Origin of the sequence: Paenibacillus sp. SC116, assembly GCF_024733555.1 — a bacterium.
GTDB lineage: Bacteria > Bacillota > Bacilli > Paenibacillales > Paenibacillaceae > Paenibacillus_B.
The window spans coordinates 114142-132467 of the sequence record NZ_JANIOF010000003.1 but is presented as its reverse complement, the minus strand read 5'-3'; the positions used below and the strand labels follow the sequence as shown (position 1 = coordinate 132467).

General features: G+C 42.0%; 18 protein-coding genes. All 18 read right to left on the bottom strand.

Translation table 11 applies throughout. The features are described 5' to 3' along the window. Positions 1 to 23: 23 nt before the first annotated feature. Positions 24 to 1247 (bottom strand): hypothetical protein, encoded by a 1224-nt coding sequence (locus tag NQ117_RS14790; protein WP_258278798.1) that lies wholly within the window; start codon positions 1245 to 1247, stop codon positions 24 to 26. A gap of 66 nt (positions 1248 to 1313) precedes the next feature. Beyond that, on the bottom strand, positions 1314 to 2051 hold the full coding sequence (locus NQ117_RS14785; protein ID WP_258278797.1) for a C39 family peptidase: 738 nt from the start codon (positions 2049 to 2051) through the stop codon (positions 1314 to 1316). A gap of 310 nt (positions 2052 to 2361) precedes the next feature. Then, positions 2362 to 3177, bottom strand: a complete 816-nt coding sequence (locus tag NQ117_RS14780) for an MBL fold metallo-hydrolase (RefSeq protein ID WP_258278796.1) — start codon at positions 3175 to 3177, stop codon at positions 2362 to 2364. Between the two features lie 224 nt (positions 3178 to 3401). After that, positions 3402 to 3965 (bottom strand): hypothetical protein, encoded by a 564-nt coding sequence (locus NQ117_RS14775; protein WP_258278795.1) that lies wholly within the window; start codon positions 3963 to 3965, stop codon positions 3402 to 3404. Positions 3966 to 4283: 318 nt separating this feature from the next. Further along, positions 4284 to 4868: a hypothetical protein gene (locus NQ117_RS14770; RefSeq protein WP_258278794.1), complete on the bottom strand. Its 585-nt coding sequence runs from the start codon at positions 4866 to 4868 to the stop codon at positions 4284 to 4286. Positions 4869 to 5261: 393 nt separating this feature from the next. Further along, positions 5262 to 5837 (bottom strand): beta/gamma crystallin domain-containing protein, encoded by a 576-nt coding sequence (locus NQ117_RS14765; RefSeq protein WP_258278793.1) that lies wholly within the window; start codon positions 5835 to 5837, stop codon positions 5262 to 5264. Positions 5838 to 5957: 120 nt separating this feature from the next. Then, positions 5958 to 6470: a GNAT family N-acetyltransferase gene (locus NQ117_RS14760; RefSeq protein ID WP_258278792.1), complete on the bottom strand. Its 513-nt coding sequence runs from the start codon at positions 6468 to 6470 to the stop codon at positions 5958 to 5960. A 113-nt stretch (positions 6471 to 6583) separates the two neighbouring features. Beyond that, positions 6584 to 7234 (bottom strand): cell surface protein, encoded by a 651-nt coding sequence (locus tag NQ117_RS14755; RefSeq protein WP_258278791.1) that lies wholly within the window; start codon positions 7232 to 7234, stop codon positions 6584 to 6586. Between the two features lie 20 nt (positions 7235 to 7254). Beyond that, a complete protein-coding gene (locus NQ117_RS14750) occupies positions 7255 to 7791 on the bottom strand; it encodes a matrixin family metalloprotease (protein ID WP_258278790.1) in 537 nt (178 codons plus the stop codon). 612 nt (positions 7792 to 8403) lie between these two features. Then, the gene (locus tag NQ117_RS14745; protein ID WP_258278789.1) at positions 8404 to 9009 is read right to left on the bottom strand and encodes a response regulator transcription factor; all 606 of its coding nucleotides are present in this window, start codon (positions 9007 to 9009) and stop codon (positions 8404 to 8406) included. Next, positions 9010 to 10188, bottom strand: coding sequence for a sensor histidine kinase (locus NQ117_RS14740; RefSeq protein ID WP_258278788.1), 1179 nt, complete (start codon positions 10186 to 10188; stop codon positions 9010 to 9012). A 96-nt stretch (positions 10189 to 10284) separates the two neighbouring features. After that, positions 10285 to 11346, bottom strand: coding sequence for a GntG family PLP-dependent aldolase (locus tag NQ117_RS14735; protein WP_258278787.1), 1062 nt, complete (start codon positions 11344 to 11346; stop codon positions 10285 to 10287). Further along, positions 11343 to 12596, bottom strand: a complete 1254-nt coding sequence (locus NQ117_RS14730) for an ATP-grasp domain-containing protein (protein WP_258278786.1) — start codon at positions 12594 to 12596, stop codon at positions 11343 to 11345. The genes NQ117_RS14735 and NQ117_RS14730 overlap by 4 nt, the downstream gene beginning before the upstream one ends. Then, complete coding sequence (locus NQ117_RS14725) at positions 12586 to 13623, bottom strand: cysteine synthase family protein (protein ID WP_258278785.1); 1038 nt, start codon at positions 13621 to 13623, stop codon at positions 12586 to 12588. Before NQ117_RS14725 ends, NQ117_RS14730 begins: the two co-directional genes overlap by 11 nt. Positions 13624 to 13657: 34 nt before the next feature. Next, positions 13658 to 14605 (bottom strand): GHMP family kinase ATP-binding protein, encoded by a 948-nt coding sequence (locus tag NQ117_RS14720; protein ID WP_258278784.1) that lies wholly within the window; start codon positions 14603 to 14605, stop codon positions 13658 to 13660. A gap of 27 nt (positions 14606 to 14632) precedes the next feature. Next, a complete protein-coding gene (locus tag NQ117_RS14715) occupies positions 14633 to 16096 on the bottom strand; it encodes an argininosuccinate lyase (RefSeq protein WP_258278783.1) in 1464 nt (487 codons plus the stop codon). A gap of 15 nt (positions 16097 to 16111) precedes the next feature. Next, positions 16112 to 17287, bottom strand: a complete 1176-nt coding sequence (locus tag NQ117_RS14710) for a beta-methylarginine biosynthesis bifunctional aminotransferase (RefSeq protein WP_258278782.1) — start codon at positions 17285 to 17287, stop codon at positions 16112 to 16114. 4 nt (positions 17288 to 17291) lie between these two features. Then, entirely contained in the window at positions 17292 to 18323 is a 1032-nt protein-coding gene (locus tag NQ117_RS14705) for a 2-ketoarginine methyltransferase (protein ID WP_258278781.1), read from the bottom strand. Between the last annotated feature and the right edge of the window lie 3 nt (positions 18324 to 18326).

The window sequence follows — 18326 nt, the reverse complement described above, 5'->3', positions numbered from 1 at the left end:
CCCTTGTAGTAATGAAAATTTAGTTAATCAACAGACGCGGTATTAATTATAGTGAACTCCACTCGATTGTCGCTATTGGGATTGACAGATTGGTTATATGCAAATCCAAGGAAATGATTAGAATTAAAAATCTTTGAAGTAATACTACGGGGTGAGGTAACTTCTTCTTTAACACCATTTTTAAGATTCAGTTTAAATATTTGGTTTGTTGAATAACGATAATATAAAAATTCTCCTCTTATAAATGGAGTATCGAATGTCATTTCTTTGGATTCCCCGAGTGCTTCATATTGTAGCTTTCCACTTTTTCTATTAATAACTTGCACCTTTCCATAAGTACAAAGCACTAACCACTCTTGATTCGCTGTAAAATCAATAATTTCATTAGAGTTCGGGTAAACTACTGTTGGCGAAATTTTTTTATTGTATGGATAGAAATACAAATCAAAGTTTTTAGTAGTTTTATTGTTGACACGTTTAAATACAGATTGGTTTATTAATAATCCACCTTCTATAGGGCGATGGTGCAGCATAAACTGGCCATCCTTTTTATTTTTGTCCTTTTCATTGAGATGACTTACCCCTACCACTGCTTGCTTATTAGAATCGGGATTGTATATGATGGCCTCGCTAGTTACTACTTTTTCATCAATTCTTTTCTCTATCCAACTTAATTGATTGTTTTCTACAAAAAGCACCGGTGGGTTAATAAAGTCCTCACCTACGCCTTTACGTAAGGTGCCTTTTTCTTTAGTAATTAAAGAATAGTATTTTATTTCCCAGGGAGTTACGGATTCAAGATATATAGGGTACTCCACCCAATATAAAACATTGTTAATCCCAACAAGTGAACCAATCGATATATTAGGTTTGGATTGATAAATGTTTTCCGTCTTATTCTTGTCCCTATCGAACTTCAAAATATTATGTACGCTTGTACCTTTCTCATCAATATACTGGTCCACATCAAATATGATCGTTCGGTCGTCTATGTAACTCGGCGCAGTAGAATTATTCTTTAGCAGATGATGTTTTACAAATAGAGTATCTATTTTATGCTTGGATCTATACTCAACATTACTTGATGATTGTGTATCCGTTATTTCCGTTCTACCAGGTAAAATATTACCGTTATTCTGGGAATACTGGGGTGTCTCTATACGATTCATTCGATACACGATGATTAACAGTATAATGGCAAGCACACCAATCAAAAGTATAACTTTATTCTTGTTGGAGGATAACATTTCATCACCTCTATAAAATAAATATTGAGCTGAGTTGAAGGAAGTTCCTTCTCTCAGCTCAAAAAATTACACGATAGCTGCTTTTCTAAAATGAGCCTGGTTAGCCTTCCATACCCCGCTCATATCATACCATTTATTCCCTATCGTCTGACCTCTTCCGCCTTCATCAAATGGATCCGTTAAACGAATCTTAGCTTTACTCATGTCTCTCGCGTCATATCCGGATACATTTAAAATATGCCCACTAATATTGCGAGTATAGTTGGGTAATTCTTTCGGAGTTATTTTAAGATCAAGTACAGCTGGCTTCTCAAAATCTACACTTAGTATCATTCTAGATTGCCAAGCGATGAATCGATCTGCTGCATAAGTTTGATACGTGTAAAGACCTGTTTTGATGTGCTTATTCAGAATATCATCAATAAGGGAAAAGTCGGTTCCCGCCGTTGTTGTTCCTAGTTCTTTCGCATAGTCACTTTGAGTTTTGGAAGAACCATTGAGAAAGTGTAAAACTTGCTTTACCGTAGCAGGGCCACACCAGTAACCGGTTTCTTGTTTGAAATGAGAGACAGAAATAGTTCTCATCTCTCCATTCGCAAGAGGTCCGATATCATTACTCATACTGGCTTTAATTTTCGATGAGTATTCCTCTTCTACCTTTTTGGAGCGTTGTTTTTCTAGTATTTGTTCTTTAGTAGGTACGTCAAGAGTTGGAGTAGGATTATCTCCGGTTCCCGCACCAAAAGCAAGTTGCGGAAGCGCTAAAGAAAATACCATTAGTAGAGCGCATACTTTCTTCATCATTTCATAACCTCCTTGTTTGTATATAATTATTGCAATTACTACCGGCCGGTATAGAATTGCATTAATTATTGGATCCAACACCTGTCATATGAATGCTTTTGGGATAAAACAAAGATCAAGAGGCTACTTTATTTTGTACATCCTAAATATTCGACGATTAGGAAAGAATTCCTTTTTAATACACAGATTGTAACATTAGTTATATAAGCACAAATTGCACTAACCTTCTATAACACGATGTACATCATGCTAAATCTGTGCAGAGTCCTGTATACAAAAAAATAAAAGACACGCTACGGTGTCTTCTCTTTTACATGTATTCACGTTTCATGATATTTATATTTTCCTCGTGGCAGTATTTCGTAAAAGAAGACAAAAAGGCATGTTCCTTATAAAGAGAATCAAGAGCTTGTTCATCATTCGCAGTTACAGCCTGACACAAGCGTTCCAAGTAATCCGTTGCCACGTCCAATCGCCGCTTCATCTCTAAGGGATCAGTAGTAGCATGACCATGCCCTGGCACGAGCAGCTGAATTGTGTATTCCGCAAAAATGCGCGCTGCCTTCTCCATCGTTTGTTGATATGCTTTCGCACTCTGATAAATAAACGGCAGCTCAAAATTCGATAAATAGTCTCCAGCAATCATAATACCTAGCGGCTCAATAATTGTAATCAGTCCATCTTCGGTATGTCCTGGTGCTAAATAGAACGTCAAGGTAGTGTCCCCAAGTCGAAGCTGTTGCCCATCTTTATCGATCACTACATCAACCTTGGGAAATTCAATCGGATAATTTCTGCTGATATAGTGCTTATTATCGAATTCTCGGATCATCTCGAGCTTTTGCTCTTTCTCCGAGCTGTGAGCCAGTGCAATACTTCCAATTACTTTTGCATAAGGGAACGCTTGATAGCCAATAATATGATCAAAATCACCATGCGTAAATAGCAGATATGTATCTCGTTCGCCTTTAATCGTGTCTACATAATGCTTAATCTCATCTATTTCATTCGGAAGCCAGTTCAGATCTACGAGGAGCACCATATCCTTCGTTTGGATAACCGTTGTTGTTGTCTGATACAATACACTTTGAAATACCGTTACATGTTCACTCTGAAATTGAATCATTGATAGCCCTCCTCGCACATGCAGATGTCCCAAACAGGATTGGAATATTATTACTTCAACAACTATAAACGGATTCCCGTAAAATTCAAACAACTATTTTCACTTCTTAATAGAAGCGCATTCTTCATTCATCGTATGCCACCGATCACAATAAAAAACTCCTTCATATGCAATCATAAAAAGGAGTTTTGCAGCAACAGCCCAATTCTATTAATGAAAACTAATTAGCTGTTCATTTTAAAATGCATTTTAATAAATTCCGCATTCACTAACATGGTGTTAAAATTTTTATATTCTTCGGATTTTTCACCATAAGGATTGGTTTGAGGGGTCGTCATTGTCCAGACATACTTACCGTTCTCACCCAATATATCATCTGAGGAGGGCCCTTCTTCAGCTGCAATGGCATCGTGCTGTGCTTTCGTCATTTTTGTTATCGTTATGATAGCTCCAGCGTCTACATCTGGCTTTCCATTTACTAAGAGATAGAAGGACGTTTCCCACTCTGTACCTGTTACGGGATCACCCTTACGATCAATTACACCAACATGCCCGTTCCATTTTTCAGGCTGTTTCAGGGAGAAGCCTCCTTCTTTACTGGTGAACGTCTCAATTTGAACTTTATTTTCTGGCTGATCTTCATTATTCGTTTGGCCATTGCCTTTCAACAGCTTATCCTGCATCTGTGAAGCTTCCACCGATTTATTATCCGTACAACCTGTCACGAGTACGAATGCCAATACAGCTAAGATGGCGGTAACTGATTTAAGCCGCTTCAAGTTATTCATTGTTGTTTCTCTCCTTACATTTCACATACTATTCTTCCACCCGTAGAATCATCAAATCAATATACAATAATATATCAACACAAACGATAACAGTTGTAACAGAACTATTAAAAGTTAGTGTTCAAATGGTGAACATCCCTAGCTACGTGATAGATTCCATACAGAGAATACAAAAAACTCCTTCTTATGAACTTCATAAAAAGGAGTTTCTGCTATAAGGGGTCGCCCCCAATTTATATGATACAAGCAGTTATAAGGTGCTCGCATTATGTCGATGTTTGCAGAACTGATTGTACCAGACTCGAACAATAATAGCAATTAGTTGTTAATTTTGAAATTCTTCTTAACAAACTCGAAGTCCAACATCATATCGTTGAATTTCTTGAACTCATCAGACTTCTCTTCGTATGGATTTGCTTGTGGCAAAGTCAACATCCACACATGCTTGTCGTTCTCAGCCAACTTCTCACCCATTGGCCCTTCTTCTTTAACCAATGCTTCATAGTTAGCTTTCGTCATCTTCGTGATTGTCATCAAAGAAGTAGAATCTTTATCCGCTTTTCCGTCTACTAGGATATGGAATGAAGTTTCCCACTCTGCTTTCATTTCATCATTTTCGCCTTCAACCGCACTAACATTGTCATTCCACATTTCCGGTTGAACCAAAGAGAAGCCGCCTTCTTTGCTGATGAATGTTTTAAGATCAGCCTCATTTTCATGCCCATCTTGCAGTTGTTCTTCTTTCTTATTTTCAGCTGTTGGTTGATTCCCTTGAGCTTGCGTCTCTACTTGTTTCTCTGGTGTCTTCGGTGTTTCAGCAGGCTTATTGTCTGTGCATCCCGCGAGAAGTACGAATGTGAGTGCAGTTAAGATAGCGATAAGCTTTTGTTTATTTTTGTTCATTGTATGTATCCTCCTAGTTGTTAACGTCTCCGTTGTTGTGTCCTAAATATATCAACTATTTTAGGTTAAGTAGTAACAGAGCAATTAAAAGGAGATGACAATGTGATGATAAATTGATGAAAACTATTTAAGAAATTCAGAAAGTAACGAAAACGTAGTGGGTACGGATTAGAGCGGGGATATTCCTCATTTTCCCTCCCTAAACATCATGCCGCTGTATGTATGGAAAAGTTCCGTTAGTGCTTCAACAAACTTAGGATACTGGTCATCCGTTGGCTTAAGAGCATAGGATACGGAAATAAAATTACCCTTGCTGCAAAGTATGGAACTACGACGCACGTGCAGATTTACATAAAAAACTCCCGAGCTTTCTATGCTCGGGAGTGCTTCTAATTAATACACTTTAAGGCTAGATGCTTTATCATTAAAATTACGGCTAGTTAGGTTGCTCACATTTTCATTTGGAGATAAGTATATAGAGTCGCCTTGGAGGTTACTATGTTCGTATAACCTTGTTCCTCTCAGATTGGCTGATTTAACGGAAGATATTTTGTCGTTCCAAGACCCTAAAGTAGCTAAAGTACGCCCACTTGCAAGGTCCAATTTGTCACCAGTATAACTAGTATTCACCCAGAAAGATGAAACATAATTGCTTTCCAGTGTTCCCACTTCTTCGCTTAGCACAGTAAGAATTTTATTAATGTGCTTATCTGCATCAGCTATATCTACATAACCATAAGATTTACCATCACGCTCAACAACTGTATGTTGGACCTTATCCAGAACTTCTTTGAAGTTTGCATGGCTAGGAGCATAAGTAACACCTTCAAAAATGATCGGGCTCAAAGCATTGACATCATTGCTAGCTTGAGAAGTCTGACCCGATTGAGCGAGCGCAGAAGAAACCATCAAAGATAGAGCAAAAGCAGAAACCGTTGCACCCATTGCAATCTTTTTCACCAATTTCATAAAACCAACCACTCCTTTTCTGTAAATGCCTTACACAGAAATTATATAGAGCAGGTCCTCTTTTTATTACTTTTTTTGGATCTTTTCTATAAAATGGTTTTAAGTAGGCGACTTTCCCACTTATTCTACATAAGATGCATATTTTTTGAGTTCCTCATCACTACCAGGAGATTGAACGGTTCCTTCGCCCTGCATCCCTAGCTTTTCAAGTAATCGTATAGATCGCTCATTATCCATAGAGGTGATTCCTAAAATGCACTTTAGCCCAATTACATTTTTTCCATGCGCTATCACAGCAGAAGAAGCCTCATACGCATATCCATTTCCCCAGAACTCAGGAAGAAAAGCATAACCAACATCTGCTTCCTTCAGCCAATCTCTCTTGATGAGCCCACAAATACCTATAGGGGTCCCTTCTTCCTTTAACTGGGTAAGGTACATACCAAATCCTAATTGCTCGTACATCGCAACGGGTCCTTTCAAAATATAGTCACGCGCATCATCAAGCGTTCTCACACCTTTATCACCAATAAACTGTAACCACGATGGGTTATTCAACAGTTTATATATAAAATCCGCATCTTCACTAGTCAGCCTGCGAAGGATTAATCGATCGGTCTCTACAACTTTCAACTTAGCTGCTCCTTTATTAGGTCTAACCTGCATGACCTTTTATTCATTAAATATAAGTAATAGGTTACATGAACAAAAAAACCTTCGCAAATGCGAAGGTCTCATCCTTATTACTACTTCTTCTGTGTATCGAACTTAGATACAAATCTTTCGCGAACCGAGTCCTTTTCATTGTTAACTGCGTGCGAATAAGTCTGATACTCACTCGTCTCTGCAACACGTGCCAAGCTGGTCTCGCTGAATGTGCCATTTTCAGGAACAGCAATGGTTGAATTAGGCCCTGAAACGAGCAAAGAGCCATCTTTCTGCGCGTAGGCTACAAAGATGTAAACGTTATCAACTTGAGGCAAGATGTCATCCTCGTATAATACGATCGAATCCCCGTCCTGATTTAATCCGCCGGACTTTTGCACCGGATTAGATACATCGGTTTGCAATTCGCCTTTCAAATTGTCGAGAACTGTAATGGAATAATTCGTATACGGACTTGCCACTTCTTTCGTTCCCTTTTCGGTTTCAAGTGTTACCTCATTTTTATATTCAGTATTTACCACCTTATCGACACGGCCGACAAATACATAGTCAGCATCGCCAACAACCGCCGCTGGGTCATGCACATCAATAGAGAAAGTACCGTGCAAATGATTGATTGGGAGGTTGCTTGCGCTTGGTTCCTGTCCATTGCCTGTACAACCAGCGAACAACATAGACATCGCTGCAACCAACAATAGATGAGCTAGCCATTTTTTAGGTTTCATAACCATAACAATTATCCTCCTCACTATTAATAAGTTAAGTAAGCCGCATCGTAAGACGCTCTGTCATTGGCACTTAGTGCCGTATTATTGGAAACATAGGCATACATGACATCTGCACTTGTATTATGACCAAGCCCAAGCGCATGTCCAATTTCATGAATCGCTACGTTTAGTTTCTTTGTGGAAGTATAAGTCGCCATCTGATAATTATTAAATCGAATCGTGCCTGCTGAACTTGTCACACCCGCCGTTGAACTTACCTCATAGTAATCAGAAATGGCCAAATCTTGAATCGTTGTAATCGTATCTTTACGAATCACGCCACTCTTATAGCTATTCCATAGACTCACACCCGAATTGAATTGAGATAAATAAGCTGAACTTCCATCCCAATCCATACGTTTTCCTGAGTCAACCAAATCCCATCCCAATAAGCTCACAGAAGCTGCAGAAGCTGGAGCTGGAGCTGTAACGGACAGTGATATAACCATCATCGCAGTAGGAATCAACATTATCTTAGCCAGTTTGTTCCGAATCTTCCCCTTACACCGGATTGTTTCCATAAGTTCGATTCTCCTTTTCCATATAGGTGATATGAATTCAATAGGACAACTTGTTTCAATCATGTTGTCTATTCATTCCCTGAAACTCACATGGAAACCACCCCCTCACATAAAATCAGCTTAGCTGACTTACTAAGGCGCATAGCTTTTGCTTGCAGCTCAAACTTGACTATCACATCTTTGATAATCAGGAATCGATACGTAAATCTAGCTACTATCAGATTTTTGTATGACTGCATAATGAAGGGCATTGCGCTAATCGTTAAAGTAAGGTGGGAATCCGGAGTGTAAAAATTAAAATAGGTAACTATGAATGGAAGGATCGGTGAGTGTAGATCGTTCAAGGTTAGCGTGATGGGCTCGCGAATAATAGGTGATTCGATTTACATATTTGAAAACTATCATCTAAATTAAATATCATTTGGTAATATATAAATAGTAATCTATCGATTTCATCCTATTCAAATGCCTTAGGAACTATTTCATCCATACCTTGAAGATAAGATTCTGTCGGAATAAGCGGAATAATAAATAGAAACTAACTATTCAAGGATACATAAAAATCCACAACCTGAATCGTTGCGGATTTTTCTCTTATCAAGCTGTATTCTTTTAGTCCAACCATCCCTTACTGCGCGCGATTTCAATCGCTTCGATCCTCGTGTTTGCCCCCAACTTCCCCGTCGCTTCGGACATATAGTTGCGGACCGTTCCGTACGAAAGGAACAGCTGCGCTCCAATCTCCTGAAGGGTCAAACCTTGAGCACCCAATTTCATAACATCTTTCTCGCGAGGAGATAAGGGGCATGGATTTTCCCATACAGCCAAAGACAATTCAGAGTTAATAACACGTTTCCCCTGATATACTTTACGGATTGCATCAGATAGCTCATCACTTCCTGTGTCTTTGAGCAAATAGCCGTACACTCCTGCCTGCATAGCACGTTGAAAATATCCGGGACGAGCAAACGTCGTTAAAATAATGACACGGCAGGTGGAGCCGATTTTCTGAATAGCTTCTGCGACATCCAAACCTGTCTTTAACGGCATTTCGATATCCATAACTGCTATATCCGGCTGATGCTGCACGATGAGAGATAGTGCCTCTTCCCCATTTTCGGCTTGCCCAACGACTTCGATATCATCTTCTAAAGAGAGCAACGTCGCTAGTGCTCCCCGCAATAATTTCTGATCTTCACTCAAAATAATTCGAATCACTTACCCTGCACCTACCTTCTCGTTGCGAATGACTCGTGGAATATGTAACGTTATTTCTGTTCCTTTACCTGGAGATGAAGACATCGACATCTGGCCATCTATTAAAAGGAGCCGCTGCCGCAGTCCTGCCATCCCATTGCTGCTCGTATAAAGTTTCTCCGAATCTGCTCCAACGCCGTCATCTTTTACAACTACACGCACTTCCCCATCTTCTATTAGGAGGTGAATCTGGCAGTTTGAAGCTCGACTATGGCGAACCACATTGGTCACCGTTTCGCGGAAGCACATTGCCAATATCGTCTCCTGAAGAGGAGTTAACGGTAACGAGATATCAGCGATCGCTTCTTTTTCCATATACTCAAGGGTGTTACCTCCGTTTGATACGGATTGATAGTAAAAGGTTAATGAAACTCCTGCTGCTGAGCAAAGAGAGAGCGCATGATAAAATTCGTCAACGAAGTATGCAACTTTCATTTCCGTAACCAGTTCACGCATTTGCTTCAATGCCCCGCGCGCCGTTTCGCGAATTTCACGCGCTTCTTGTAATGCTCTTTCGGGATTGCGTGTAATTAGCTTCTCTACTACTTCCCCTTTTAGGGCAATTAATGACAAAGTGTGGCCCAATGTATCATGCAATTCACTAGCAATGCGCTGGCGCTCTTCCTGCTGTGCCGTTCGACCCGCTGCATCAGCCCGCAGTCTCGAAGACTTCTGCTGATAAAGGTTGGACGTTCGAATAATATATGGCAGAACACAAACACCAAACAACGGTGTAAACAGTCCAATCCATAATTGAAAACCACCTTGTTCCCAATAAGGAGCTATACTAACCCCTAAACCGATAACGAACGCAACGGTAGTAGAAATAAGCAGCGGCAGCTTAAGTTTACTAAGCGAGGGAGCTATCATAAATCCTAGAAACACATATACAGGATGGAACACGGCTGCTAGAACTAGCAGTATTCCTACTTGAGCGAATAGGAGCTGCGATGCCCATTTGGTGTAGAAGTGCATTTGTCGAAATAGAGCAATGTATAAAATAAATAGAACAAAACCAAGCCACCGTATAGCGGGTGGCTCTTGAAAGAGAAAATAAGTTGGGATAATAATATTGGCAAGTGAAAAATAAGGGGTTGTACCCTCCGACTTCGGAAATAGACGCCATTTCTCTCGATTCATGTAAACCGCTTCCCGTCTATGAAATATATAAAGCGATATTATCATAAATAAGAAGCGGCATCCTGACAAAATTATGTAACTATTATAATATTATTTCTACAAGTTTGATTGTGTCACCAACCCATTTTCCATTACATGTCGAATTTTCGTTAGCGCTGTCTCGATATCTTCCTCACTCACTCCTGAATGAGTGACAGCACGAATACGTCCATGGCCTAATTCAGCGAGATTAACGCCAACACTCTTGGCTAATTCAACAAATGTCTGCCAAGTAAAGCGCTTATCAATCACTTTGAAAAATACAATATTAGTATCCACAATCGTAGCATCACACTGAATTCCCTCGATGGCAGATAAACCGACTGCCAATTGCCGTGCATTAGAATGATCATCGGCTAGGCGATCCACCATACGAGTAAGGGATAGTATAGCAGGCGCGGCAATTACCCCTGCTTGGCGCATTCCTCCGCCTAACATTTTACGCAGTCGATACCCCTTCTCGATAAATGCCTTGCTTCCGACGATCATAGAGCCGATCGGTGCAGACAATCCTTTAGATAAACAAAACTGTAAAGAATCCGCATATTTTGCAATCTCCTTTACGGAGATGCCAAGAGCAACAGCAGCATTAAATAAACGCGCACCATCCATATGCACAGGGACTCCTTTAGACTTGGCAAATGCCTGTACATCGTTCAAATAGCAAAGCGGTAATACGCGTCCTCCCATTCGATTATGTGGATTTTCCAAGCAAATTAACGACGGTAGGGCAAATTGAGGATCGCCCGGATCCTCTGGAAATCCCTTAGCTAGATCCTCAATCAGCAACCGCCCGTCTGCCTGTGTCGGGATCGCTTCATATATGATGCCACCGCACACGGATGCTCCACCAGCCTCGTAGATATAAATATCTGTTTCATCTCCCACTAACACTTTAGAGCCCCGTGGACAATGTACCATCAGGGATATCAGATTTGCCATCGTACCGCTCGGCACAAGAAGAGCGGCCTCTTTGCCAAGCATATTGGCAGCAAGCAACTCTAATTCCTTAACCGTCAGATCTTCCGCATACACGTCATCACCTAATACAGCCCCCGTAATAGCTTCCAACATTTCTTTGGTTGGCAATGTAAACGTGTCGCTGCGCAATTCGATCATACTAAACGTCCTCCTACGCCGTTCTTTACGATATGAATGTGCATACGGTCCATCGCTTGTTGCAGACATGTAACCGTTTCGGCAAATGAAGGACTATGAACGACGACATGACCTAATCGATGATAGGCATTTTGGGGCGATTGCACTTCTGCCCCAGGCTTAGCAGTAATCGTAAGCTGCTTTACAAAAGGCAACTTCGCTGCTGCCTCCATCCCCTCAATTCCCTCTAATATTCCTTCCTGCTCAGAAACAAGGAATTGGATCCCCGCTACCCCATTTATCCGAACTTCTCCGATTGTGGGACGTCCAACAGCTGAGAGAATATGCTGCTCCAATATGTCAATATCAGTAGCCAGTCGGATAAGCTCAGGAATCATTCCTCCCGCTAAGCGAGCATTGATTTCAATGATAGACGCCCCTCCCGAAGTCCATTTCAACTCCGTATGTGTAGCCCCGTTTTGAATTCCGATTGCTTTTAGAGCATGGCGAACTGTCGCTTCTATTTGTTCGGCCACATCAGCGGGTAAGAAGGCCGGAAAGAGATGCCGAGATTCTACAAAGTACGGAAAGCCAATCAATGATTTTTGCGTAATACCAATGCAGGTCGTATTTCCTTGCCAAGTAAACATCTCCACACTAAACTCTGGGGCATCTACATATTCCTCAATTAAGACAACATCCGCTTTACGCTGTCCACGAATATTGTAGTCAACACTCAAGATTTTCTTAGCATGCTGCTGCGCCTGCTCCCATGTATGGACCAACAAAACATTATTGGATGCAGAATCGTCGGCAGGCTTTACGACACAGGGCAAACCGATCTTGTCCACCGCTGCTTTAACATCCTGAAGTGAGCGAATCATCTCATAGCGTGGCTGATGGATGCCCGATGCAGATAAAGTCTGCCGCGTCAAACCTTTATGACGGGCTGTTCGAATTGCTTCTACTGGGTTGCCTGGCAAATCAAACAAAGACGTTAATTCTGCCACAATCTCTAAATAGAAATCACTTGTCGTAACAATGCCGCATATTTCCTCAGGTTTCACCTGCTGTTCAATGGTTTCCCGTAAACAAGATAGATGATTCGTGTCACAGACAATGACTCGGCAGCCTGTCGTATTCAAATCAAGATAGCGCTCCGGACTATTGGTGAAGAATAATGCTTCCAGACCCCAAGACACTACTTTTTTTAGTGCAAGTATTCCAGTTCCTGTCGTGTTAGATTCAATAAATAGAATTTTATTGGGCATGTATATACGCCTCCTTCAGGCAGGCATATGACCAAGAAGAGACCACGGTTCCGTAAGGAACCTTATTCGGCCCACCCGGCATTTCAAGATTTGAAATATTCTTTTCCAAGCGGTAGTCCACGTTATAAATTGTATCCACATATCGATCACCACGATCTGGAAAAACGGCTGCAATCTTGGTTCTAGGCTGAACCTGTGTGCTGACCCAGCGTGCAACAGCATAGACAGAGCCAGAAGAATTACCCGCAAATATCTTTTCCTGCTTCGCTAAGTTCAACGTAGCACTAAACGCTTCTTCATCATTCAGCCAGTGCACTTCATCGACAATGGCATGATTGACATTAGGGGCAATTAAAGAGTTACCGAGTCCCCCTTGCAATCGTCCAGGCCGGTCAGGTTGACCAAAGATTACACTTCCTGCTGCGTCGACAGCAATCACTTTGAGATTCGGATTATACTTCTTTAACTCCAGAGCTGTCCCACACAAAGAGCCCCCGCTGCCTACGGAACCCACTAGAATATCAACTTGTCCTAGATCGGATATCAATTCATGAGCAAGTTGTACATAAGCAGCAGGATTTTCAGGGTTCTCATACTGGCGCGGCCAATAAGCATTCGGATACTCCTCGAGCAGCTCGGATAACCTTTGCAATCGAGCACTCTGCCATCCTTGCTCACCCATTTTGTCGACAACATGTACATGACATCCCAACGATGTCAACTTAGCTAATGTAATAGGATCAATTCGCGGGTCGGTAACGATATGTACATCATGACCGAGGTAAGTACCCACAAGAGCAACGCCGCATGCCATCGTTCCGGATGAGCTTTCAATAATCGGCACTCCGTCTTGGAGCTCACCGGAACGTTTGGCAGCTAATATAGACTGTTTGGCTACACGATCCTTCATACCAAATGGATTTAATAGTTCCAGTTTGGCGTATACTTCACCTTGGGTTTGCTCATTTACAAGAAGCTTTACCAACGGAGTATCACCAATGACATCAATCATATTGGCTCGTAACATGGCACACGTCCCCTTCCCTTTTCTACTTATCCTCTTACTGAGTCGCAACTTTTTGATCGCTATATAAAAGCCCGCTCTGATCAATTCCAATTCGATTGCTCCACGTGTGATAAATGGTTATTTCACCCTCAAGGCTTTGCATAGCCGTATAGGCTGTGTAGAGTTTTTTAGCGTACTCCTCGCATTCAGGTGATAGGAGGATCCCTAGACATGTGCCACTGTGTGCTACAACTACCCCTAATCCATCGACTTCTTTGCAAATATGCAGGATAGGGTCTAGATGCTTTTTATACCGAAGCTTCTGATTCAATAACGCACTACGTGTGGCTATTTCCCCTACAGTCCGGACATCATCTTGAAGAATTGCTTTGGAAATTTGACAGCGGAGTTGATCGTACTCTATTTTTTCTTCTTGCGTAAAAGGCTTAGGTAACTTATTAAATTCGACCGTATCAATTTCGCCACCCTCATCAAAGCCAAGGATTGTGAGCTGAGGTAGATTCCCTAAAAATTCACCTACCTGTACCATACGATGAAAGAACGAGACCACACCTTCGTACATCACACCATCAGTTGGTTCAATCTCTCTAATAAAAAATTGTATATCCTCTGTTGTCATATGAAGTTCCAAACTTTTGTCCAAGGCACGCGCTGTAGCTACTAGATCAGCAGAAGAACTAGCAAGTCCTTTTCCAACCGGAATATTGCTGTTCAGCTCTAAAAATCCTTTCTCCTCATACCCGTAGTGTTTCAAGATTATAGCAGCCAACTTTCTTGATTTTTGCTTGTTTCCAGGCGAAACCAAGAGGTCCGAAAGAGCGGGATGATAGGTAAATCTAGCATTGGAGAAACGACGAATAGGTAGGGTAACCAAGAAATCCCTTTCCTCGGTATCCACCCCTTGCAGCAGTTCACCAAACGTACCAAACGAAAACCCTGTGCCTGTTCCGTAAGACCGCGTCCCTTTTCGTAGTGGATACACGGCTGTCACCTCCTTGGGATATGCCTTTCATATCATATCTATAGCTTGTTTCCATTGAATGCGCTGTATCTCCCGTTCCTTTTTTTGCTGCGCAAGCAGGCAGGTCACTTCTTTAGGGTGCGTGGAGCCAAGAGTAATCTTGCTGTACAGACTGTGCTCGACATCAAAAACATTGCGCAACTCCACTTCGGAAAGTCCAGCCTTATATCCTTGTTCTCTACAGATTTGTTGCAATTGGTTCAAATCTATATCAGATGGCTTACGCCCATGCTCCATCATCCAAACGATGTAACGCCCAGCGATTACCTGTGCTCGCCGATATGGAATGCGCCCTTGTAAAGACAGCTTATTGGCAAGTGAAAATCCTCCAAAAAACTCTTGAGAGCAAATTTGGTACATCCGATTTTCTCGAAAATGAAGATGTTCGATAACGGTTGTAAACAAACGAAATAGTATGTTGGCATTACTTATAAGATGAATAAAGTTACTCCCCCCTTCTTTTGCCGTTTCGACCAGGTTCGTAAAAGGAGTATTGCGCTGTGCCATCGCAAAATCGACATAATAAGCAGTCATGTGCGCGGTCTTTCCGCGAATTCGTTCAAGCACGGGAAAGTTTTTCTTTTGCGGCATAGCTGAGGAAATTCCTGATAGTTCGTCAGGGAGATCTATGAAGCGGTATTCACTGCTGCCCCAAGTAATGAAATCGGTGATAAATCGACTCAACGTGATCGAGAACGTTGAAAGTTCTGATCCGATATGCAGCATCCATTCCTTTGAGGCAACACTAACCAGCGCATGGCGGCACGGCCGTTCAAAACCCAATCTTTCAGCAAGTTGCTCCCGATTCCAAGCCAGCTCAAGTCCAGCCATCGCACCCGCACCCAGTGGGCATGCATTCATTTTGTCGTATAAGGACAGCAGGCGATCAATGGTATGACCAATCTGCTCATTAATTGCAGCCAAGTAGAATCCAACCGTAATAATTTGTGCCGGCTGATAGTGAGTGTAGCCGGGCATCGGTAAGGTAGCCGTTCGCTCTGCCTGTTTTTGCACAATATCTGACATCGCCATTAATTCCGCCAACACACTGAGTAGTTGCTCCCGTGCAAACATGAGCTGTGCTGTGGCTTGCACATCATTACGGCTTCGGTCAGCATGCCAAGTCACGCTGCGCTCCGTGACATGGAGCTCCACGTAACGTTCGATTGCAAAACAGATATCCGACATATTGTCCTGCGACTCAGCTGTAAGCGTATGTTCATTAATTTGTTCAAGCACATGCAATATCTCTTGGGCGGCGCTCTCGGTCATCAGCCCAAGTCTAACCGATTCAACCACCATTACTTTTTCGATACGTAAATAGAAGGGAAGTAAGTGCTCAAGTTCATAGGCAAACTGCGGTCGCAAGACGGTTTCATCCAACAACACACTCGGTGTTTTTTTGATCCGTCCTGTCAAAATCCCAGAGGAACTTTCCTTTTCCTGATTCATGTTATCCTCTCCTTCCTATTGCACAAGATTGCAGCAGTCATCATTTTGTGTGCATAGAAGGCGTAAAGGGTATTCAACAAGTCCTTTTTCCAGCAGCTGCAGGGCACGCTTGGTTGTTTCTACCGGATACACGAGTGGAATACGAATATATGATCCATCCAAGCCGGCATAATTACTTGTCGTCGTGAGGGCAACACCATATTCAAGCAGCATAAAATCTGCAAAAAGATCAATATCTTCTACCGGAAATTTCACCAAAAACTGTGTCCCACCTGAAGGACGGTTATACTCAAGCTGTTTCATTTGACCAAGCTGGTTTTCAATGAGCTCCTTACGAGAACGTACCGCTTCAACCAATTCCCGGTTACCTTGCTGGACAAACTTATACGCCCGAAACTGTGAAATTCCACTAATCGACACGCATTCCGCCTCACATAGACCCGACAGCTTTTCAATATTTCCTGTACTGGACGTGATCCATCCAATTCTCAATCCCGGTGAACCATAATTTTTTGACATCGAATTCACCGTGTAAACTTGGCTCCAATCAGATGTCATCAATAGCGGTGAATGTGTCACTTTTCCATCGAATGTGAAGGAATCATACAGCATGTCTGCAACTAGAGAGATACCCTTCTCTTGAACAAAACGAACTAATTGTGCCATTACATGCTGTGATATAATTTCCCCCATTGGATTATGAGGAGTATTTACATATACGAATTGCATGTCTGGTGTATACAGTTTGTATAACTGCTCAATATCCATTTCACCTTGCTGATCGGAGTAGAAAAATACGATCTTATATCCTGAAGCCTTTAAAATATCCACAATGCTGCCAAGTACAGGGGCTTGCACAAGCGCGACTGCGCCAGGGCGATATAACGAACGAAATAGGAGGGAAAGTGCATGCATAGCACCATTGGTGATTAAAAAATGGTTTGTCCGAAAATCTACTTTATATTTGGCCCGATCCCGTTCCTTCAACGCTTCGATCAAAAAGTCATAGCCGTTGCATGGTGCATATTCGCGAATATAGGTATCCTCTAACTGCACAGGGTGGAGCGTTGCTTCCCACTGAGGAACGTTTTCTAAAAAATAGGTAAAAGAACGTTCCGGATGTTGAGCAATATATTGTAGGCGCTGCTGCAGCAACGTATATGGGCTGTCGTTTCTAGTAATCCGTATCATCTCTTCACCCTCGCTTCTTTAACAAGTAGCCAATCTCGAGACCTGTGGAGTCGATATTCGGATCTGTTGACTCCTTGGCGACGATTTCCAGACCACAGCGATCAAAGAGATTGTCCCAATAAGATTCTGTTTCAAGCTTTTGTTCGGTGAAGTAATGTAATAAATAGTAAGGATTGTAGTAAGCAAGCGAGAGGCCATGGCGCATAATAGCTGGATCATCAATACGGTTATCCACTTCGATAATAATCATATTGATATCTGGATAGCGTGTGGTGACGGTATTAAGAAACTGGATGACTCCATCCTCACCCTCTTGACCGAGAATTTCATGTAAGACGAATCCAAGAACGATAAAGTCTGGTTCATAATCAATATCCTGCTCAAAGAATTCAATCGCCCCAAAGTTCGATATACGTACCCGTTCAGCCAATCCACTCTCCTGAATGAGGCGCTTCGCTTCCTGATAACCACCAACGCTCGGCTCTGTACCCCATGCTTCAATGGAAGGGAATTGTTTGCAGAACTCAACGAGGTACATACCATTGCCACAACCAAGGTCAAGCAATTTACTGCACCCATTTTCGACTTGCTTCATTAGGCTGCTAGTGAGTGGAATCGCATCATAATGGCTAATCCCGCAAGAGCCCACGCCGACTTTCATCGCATCACGAGTGGCCCAGCCAGAATTTTGATACAGCTTCTCCCCTATTTGAAAGAAGGTGTTGGCATATCCACCGATCAACATAATATACCAGGCTCTAAAATCGGAGTACTCCTGGCCTTTGCTCGTCAGCATATATGTTTCTCCTTGCTCCTCTATGATCCCCTCCACTTTCAAATACTTAAAGAATCCTGTTAATTTGGACTCATCCATTCTAAGATGTTCTGCACACTGTGCTGCCGTAGTCGGTTCCACTCCGTTCAAAGCATCAAACAAGCCTGTGTCAAAAAGATGATATAGTGCTACCGCCAGTACATGCTGTCGAATAGGGTGAGTTGCTTCTATTAATCTACCTTCCAAGGCTCCGTTAAACATGCC

Bases quoted from the DNA above. Each gene is read 5' to 3' on its own strand.
- NQ117_RS14790 (WP_258278798.1), bottom strand. From the start codon at position 1,247: ATGTTATCCTCCAACAAGAATAAAGTTATACTTTTGATTGGTGTGCTT.
- NQ117_RS14785 (WP_258278797.1), bottom strand. From the start codon at position 2,051: ATGATGAAGAAAGTATGCGCTCTACTAATGGTATTTTCTTTAGCGCTT.
- NQ117_RS14780 (WP_258278796.1), bottom strand. From the start codon at position 3,177: ATGATTCAATTTCAGAGTGAACATGTAACGGTATTTCAAAGTGTATTG.
- NQ117_RS14775 (WP_258278795.1), bottom strand. From the start codon at position 3,965: ATGAATAACTTGAAGCGGCTTAAATCAGTTACCGCCATCTTAGCTGTA.
- NQ117_RS14770 (WP_258278794.1), bottom strand. From the start codon at position 4,868: ATGAACAAAAATAAACAAAAGCTTATCGCTATCTTAACTGCACTCACA.
- NQ117_RS14765 (WP_258278793.1), bottom strand. From the start codon at position 5,837: ATGAAATTGGTGAAAAAGATTGCAATGGGTGCAACGGTTTCTGCTTTT.
- NQ117_RS14755 (WP_258278791.1), bottom strand. From the start codon at position 7,234: ATGGTTATGAAACCTAAAAAATGGCTAGCTCATCTATTGTTGGTTGCA.
- NQ117_RS14750 (WP_258278790.1), bottom strand. From the start codon at position 7,791: ATGGAAACAATCCGGTGTAAGGGGAAGATTCGGAACAAACTGGCTAAG.
- NQ117_RS14740 (WP_258278788.1), bottom strand. From the start codon at position 10,188: ATGAATCGAGAGAAATGGCGTCTATTTCCGAAGTCGGAGGGTACAACC.
- NQ117_RS14735 (WP_258278787.1), bottom strand. From the start codon at position 11,346: ATGATCGAATTGCGCAGCGACACGTTTACATTGCCAACCAAAGAAATG.
- NQ117_RS14730 (WP_258278786.1), bottom strand. From the start codon at position 12,596: ATGCCCAATAAAATTCTATTTATTGAATCTAACACGACAGGAACTGGA.
- NQ117_RS14725 (WP_258278785.1), bottom strand. From the start codon at position 13,623: ATGTTACGAGCCAATATGATTGATGTCATTGGTGATACTCCGTTGGTA.
- NQ117_RS14715 (WP_258278783.1), bottom strand. From the start codon at position 16,096: ATGAATCAGGAAAAGGAAAGTTCCTCTGGGATTTTGACAGGACGGATC.
- NQ117_RS14710 (WP_258278782.1), bottom strand. From the start codon at position 17,287: ATGATACGGATTACTAGAAACGACAGCCCATATACGTTGCTGCAGCAG.
- NQ117_RS14705 (WP_258278781.1), bottom strand. From the start codon at position 18,323: ATGTTTAACGGAGCCTTGGAAGGTAGATTAATAGAAGCAACTCACCCT.